This is a genomic window from Vibrio sp. M260118 (assembly GCF_036533755.1).
Lineage (GTDB): Bacteria > Pseudomonadota > Gammaproteobacteria > Enterobacterales > Vibrionaceae > Vibrio.
The window spans coordinates 1-4,374 of the sequence record NZ_JATABG010000453.1 but is presented as its reverse complement, the minus strand read 5'-3'; the positions used below and the strand labels follow the sequence as shown (position 1 = coordinate 4,374).

Genomic DNA, 4,374 nt, shown 5'->3' with positions numbered 1-4,374 from the left:
CTTCTGTACCAATGGCCATATAGTCTTCTGGATAGAAACCGACAACCGCACGCTTAGCTGGTGCGTCGAAGGTAACTTCTCGACCTAGTACGTCGGTAACGGTGGTGATTTCTGCAAATGCCGAAGCACTGACAGTAAGTGCAGCAAAACTGAGTAGTGTTTTATACATGGTAACTTAGACCCTTTTATATATGCCAATGTCCACTGGCTCCCTCATCTTGGTTGCGATAATAATCTTTTTATTAATCTTTATGCAAATTATTATCATTTTTGTTAGTATGCGTGCACAATTTATTGCTCGGCGCGGTTTGTATTGAACAAGCGGCGACGCAGTAGAAAAAGAAAATCTATCCTTTAGGTAATCAGGTAGCGTTAGATGCAATCCGAAGCAGTGTTACAAGCCATTGAAAATCAGCGAAAGTATGAGCGGAAACGCTTTGTTGTACTGAGTGTTTTTTGTTTAATTTTGGTCATCTCTTTTGTGCTCGATATTATGACAGGGCCTTCAATGTTGGATGCAGGTCGGGTTCTGTATGCGATTTTAGAGTTTATCGGCTTACCATTTCAGGTTGATGCCTCCACACAAGTCATTGTGACCAACTTGCGTTTGCCGATTGCACTTATGGCGATTGTTGTCGGTGGTTCGCTTGGGGTTGGCGGTGCTGAGATGCAAACGTTGTTAAACAACTCGATGGCAAGCCCTTACACGCTAGGTATGGCTGCGGCTGCGGGTTTTGGTGCTGCAATTACGCTTTATTTCGGTTCTCTGGGCTTAGACAGTAATTACGCTGTACCGCTCGGTGCGTTCATCTGCTGCATGCTTTCTGCGTGTTTTCTTTTCGCGTTGGCCTCAATGCGCCATATCAGCTCAGGTCAGTTAATATTGGCGGGCATTGCATTACTATTTCTTTTTCAGTCGTTATTGTCGTTGGTTCAGTTTGTCTCCTCCCCAGAATTAAGTCAGCAAATCCTATTTTGGCTGTTTGGTAGCTTGTCGAAAGCCACCTGGGGGAACTTGTTAATCACCTCGTTGGTTGCGGTGGCTGGTGTTGTTTTGTTACTCAGGGATTCTTGGAAATTAACGGCCCTGCGTTTAGGTGAAGAGCGAGCAAAGAGTGTCGGTGTTGATGTAGCAAAGCTGCGCTTGATAACACTATTCATCGTTGCCTTGATGACAGCAACGGTGACCAGTTTCGTTGGCATCATTGGATTTGTTGGCATTGTCGCGCCTAACATTGCCAAAATGTTGGTTGGCGAAGACCAGCGATTCTTCTTACCTCTTTCATTCCTAATCGGCGCGTTTCTTCTTTCGACTGCGTCTGTTCTTTCAAAAGTGATCGTGCCCGGCGCGTTGTTCCCAATCGGAATAGTGACTGCGATTATTGGCGTACCGTTCTTCTTTTGGCTGATTATCGCGAAACGAGGGTAACGATGCTGACAGCTAAGCAAATTAACATTCAAATTGGCTCATCAAGCCTGGCTAAAAATATCGATTTTGAACTCAAACAGGGTCAAGTTACCGCAATTTTAGGGCCAAACGGAACCGGTAAAAGTACGCTGCTTAAAGCATTGTTTGGTGACATCAAATTGGAGTCCGGGAAGGTCAATTATTGTGACAATTCGCTAACGCATAATTCGATTTCACAGTGGCGAAGCCAGTTTGGTTATATGCCACAAGACATCAATTTAGACGTGAATCTAACAGCGATTGAAGTCGTTTTGCTTGGGCAGTTAGACGCGCTGAGCTTGAAAGTGGGCAATGACATGCTGCATAAAGCGCTGGGAATATTAGACCAGATAGGACTTTCGCATTTGGCAAATAAAGATGTGAGCAAACTCAGTGGTGGTCAACGGCAAATGATTCTATTCGCTCAGGCGTTAATGCGTGAGCCAAAGATTATGATGTTGGATGAGCCAGTCAGTGCGCTCGATCTTCACTATCAACACGTGCTGCTTGAACATTTGGTAAACCAGACTCGAGAACGAGAGTATGTAACTCTCATGGTGTTACACGACCTTAATTTGGCTTGAAGTCAAACGGTTGTAAAAAAACTCTCATCAACTGCGACGAGAGAGCGGTATACGTTCAAATAACTAGCTCAAAGCGCCTAGAACTTTTCTTCGTTTGAGACGGCGGCTGTGAAGCAGTGATTATCGAAAAAAATTCTAACCGTTTCAATATTGGTAAAAATAGCTTGGTCAAATCAGGTAAGGGACACAGTCCTCCTATCTAACTTACCCGCTGGTTTCTAGCAGGTATACCTAGCCCTAAAAATTTGTTCATTGCCGACTCAAAGAGTGAACGGTCATGATAGCCAGAAGCACTTTTGCCCTATTTGGTGTTATTCTCGTAATTTGCGCCTAACTTGGTTATTGCTTACCGAGACCAAATATAACTCTCCATTGAGATAGAGTTATGCAAGATTGGGCTTTCTAACACCGTTAGATTATCAGCGTCATCACTTGCTGCCATTGCAATAATCAATGGCAAATAGTGCTCAGAGGTAGGGTGTGACTTCGCATAATGAGTTGTTTTAACGTGAGGTTGCTTAACGTCGGCTATGTTTCCTTCAGTAACTGCATTTCGAACCCAAAGCGCGAATTTAGCAGCGTAATCTGCGATGCGTTCATGACTCATTCGAATATCATACAAATTGTGCGTCAGGCTACCTGAACAGATTACTGCAATATTCCGCTTACGCAATTGCTTCAAGATATTACCGAGCTTTTCTAGCTCATCTGGTGACAAATCAGCATTCAACGACAATTGCACTATTGGTTTGTCTGCATTAGGGCGCAAATGACGCAAAGGCACCCAAACACCGTGATCCCAGCCGCGGATTTTGTCTGCTTTAGCTTCGAAATCATTGCTAGCCAGTAAGTCAATAATTCTATTACCAACAGTGCTAGAGCCTGCAGCAGGATACTTCAATTCGTACAATTCAGGTGGAAAGCCGGCAAAGTCGTGAATGGTTTCTGGTTGATCATTGGTGATCACAACATTGCCTTTGGTAATCCAGTGTGGTGATATCACCAAAATAGCATCCACATCATCAAATTTAGCCATTTGGTGGGTTAAGTTATCGGTAGCCTGATGTTGAGCCTCAATGCTTGGACCTAACGCAAACATCGGAGAACCATGACCAACGAACATTAGAGGTGCCAGTTTCATACGCCCTCCGGCAAATATTTAAACCAATCCATGTATGGGCCTTGAGGTATGATGCCAGATGGATTTAGTGCAGTTACTGAGTAGTAACCCGCTTTAATATGATCGACACGAGTGCTTTTCGCAAAGGCTTCAATTTGCAATAAGCGGTCCAAATACGCTGATAACGCAGGGTAGTCAGAGATTGACTTGAAATTGGTCTTAAATAGGCCATGGTAGGCCACATCAAATCGAATTAAGGTAACGAATAACCGAATGTCGCTTTCTGTAAGTTGGTTGCCAACGGCAAACTCGTTATTGGCAAAATGTGTTTCCAATTCTTCTAAGCGAGCGAAAATATCAACCATGGCTTCGTCATAAGCTTTCTGGCTTGAAGCGAATCCCGCGCGGTAAACGCCATTATTTACGCTGTCGTAGATGCTGGCATTAAACTCTTCAATTTGTGACTGCAAATCAGTTGGGTACAAATTGATGTCTGAACTGTGAATCGGTCGCAAGTCTTCGTTCAAAATATGAAGAATGTCAGCAGACTCGTTGTTGATGATTTTGTTGTCACCGCAATCCCAAAGTACAGGCACAGTCGCTCGGCCCGTGTATTGGTTGTCGGTCATCGTATAAAGGTGGTGAGCATATTCCACTCCTTCAATGCCACTCTCTGTAGAGCCTGCCGTTGAATCAGCTTCACCACCAAATTTCCAACCAAAATCCGTTAGTACTGGGTCTAAGATTTTTACGTCAATCACGTCTTCTAAGTTAAACAACGAGCGTGCAATTAATGTGCGTGTTGCCCAAGGACAAATGTAAGCAGCATAGAGTCGTAAACCTTTATCGACTGCTGACTGTGCATCGTCAACGCGATTTGTAAAAGCACTACTTTGTCGGATGAAGCGGCCTTCACTGTCTTTCTCTTGAACAGGATCCCACTTGCGTTTCCACTTACCATTTACCAACATAATCTTACCTTTTTTCGAAGAGTCCCCTGCGAGCGAACGCCATGGGGCCCTATTGCTTGTCTAATTTGTTTTGAGTCTGAACGCTATTTTTAAGCGGTTTTGGTTGCGCCAAGTAAGCCACTTAAGCTGTTATCAATGGCAAACTTTCCTCCACCTTGAATGGCTAGCGCAAAAGTGGCAGCGAATAACGCCAAAGCAAACTCGTAACCGTTATTGCTGATAAACAAGCCATGGCTGATGTGCACGCTGAAG

The 4,374-nt window shown here is 44.1% G+C and carries 4 protein-coding genes; 2 read left to right on the top strand and 2 right to left on the bottom strand.

Annotated features, from left to right (window positions below):
• The first annotated feature begins 376 nt into the window (after positions 1-376).
• Entirely contained in the window at positions 377-1,429 is a 1,053-nt protein-coding gene (locus tag QTO00_RS18240; protein ID WP_331426042.1) for a FecCD family ABC transporter permease, read from the top strand.
• Positions 1,430-1,431: 2 nt separating this feature from the next.
• Positions 1,432-2,031, top strand: a complete 600-nt coding sequence (locus tag QTO00_RS18235) for an ABC transporter ATP-binding protein (protein ID WP_331426041.1) — start codon at positions 1,432-1,434, stop codon at positions 2,029-2,031.
• A 346-nt stretch (positions 2,032-2,377) separates the two neighbouring features.
• On the opposite strand, the gene QTO00_RS18230 is transcribed toward QTO00_RS18235, so the two are convergent.
• Positions 2,378-3,172 (bottom strand): DODA-type extradiol aromatic ring-opening family dioxygenase, encoded by a 795-nt coding sequence (locus QTO00_RS18230; protein ID WP_331426040.1) that lies wholly within the window; start codon positions 3,170-3,172, stop codon positions 2,378-2,380.
• Complete coding sequence (locus tag QTO00_RS18225) at positions 3,169-4,122, bottom strand: glutathione S-transferase family protein (RefSeq protein ID WP_331426039.1); 954 nt, start codon at positions 4,120-4,122, stop codon at positions 3,169-3,171. Before QTO00_RS18225 ends, QTO00_RS18230 begins: the two co-directional genes overlap by 4 nt.
• Positions 4,123-4,374 lie beyond the last annotated feature (252 nt).